This window comes from Psychrobacter sp. GW64-MNA-CIBAN-0177, assembly GCF_040309585.1.
Taxonomy (GTDB): domain Bacteria; phylum Pseudomonadota; class Gammaproteobacteria; order Pseudomonadales; family Moraxellaceae; genus Psychrobacter; species Psychrobacter okhotskensis.
This window is the reverse complement of the sequence record NZ_JBEOOY010000495.1, coordinates 1-248: the sequence shown is the minus strand read 5'-3', so window position 1 is coordinate 248 and position 248 is coordinate 1. Positions and strand designations below refer to the sequence as shown.

The 248-nt window shown below is 42.7% G+C and carries 1 protein-coding gene; it reads left to right on the top strand.

What is annotated here, in order from left to right; all coding sequences use genetic code 11:
• A partial coding sequence (locus AAEY79_RS15965; RefSeq protein WP_352289656.1) for an ATP-grasp domain-containing protein occupies positions 1 to 248 on the top strand: 248 nt, incomplete at both ends.

Here is a 248-nt window from a genome sequence, read left to right as displayed (position 1 = left end):
CGCGTAACCTTCATGGCATCAACCGAAGGTGGTGTTGATATCGAAGAAGTCGCTAACGAGACGCCAGAAAAAATCTTTAAAGTAAGCGTAGACCCATTAGTAGGTCTTATGCCTTACCAAGCGCGTGATGTTGCATTCAAACTTGGTCTAGAAGGCAAGCAGATCAACCAGTTTGTAAAAATTATGACTGGTGCTTATCATGCTTTTGTCGAAAACGACTTTGCATTACTTGAAGTCAACCCGTTAGC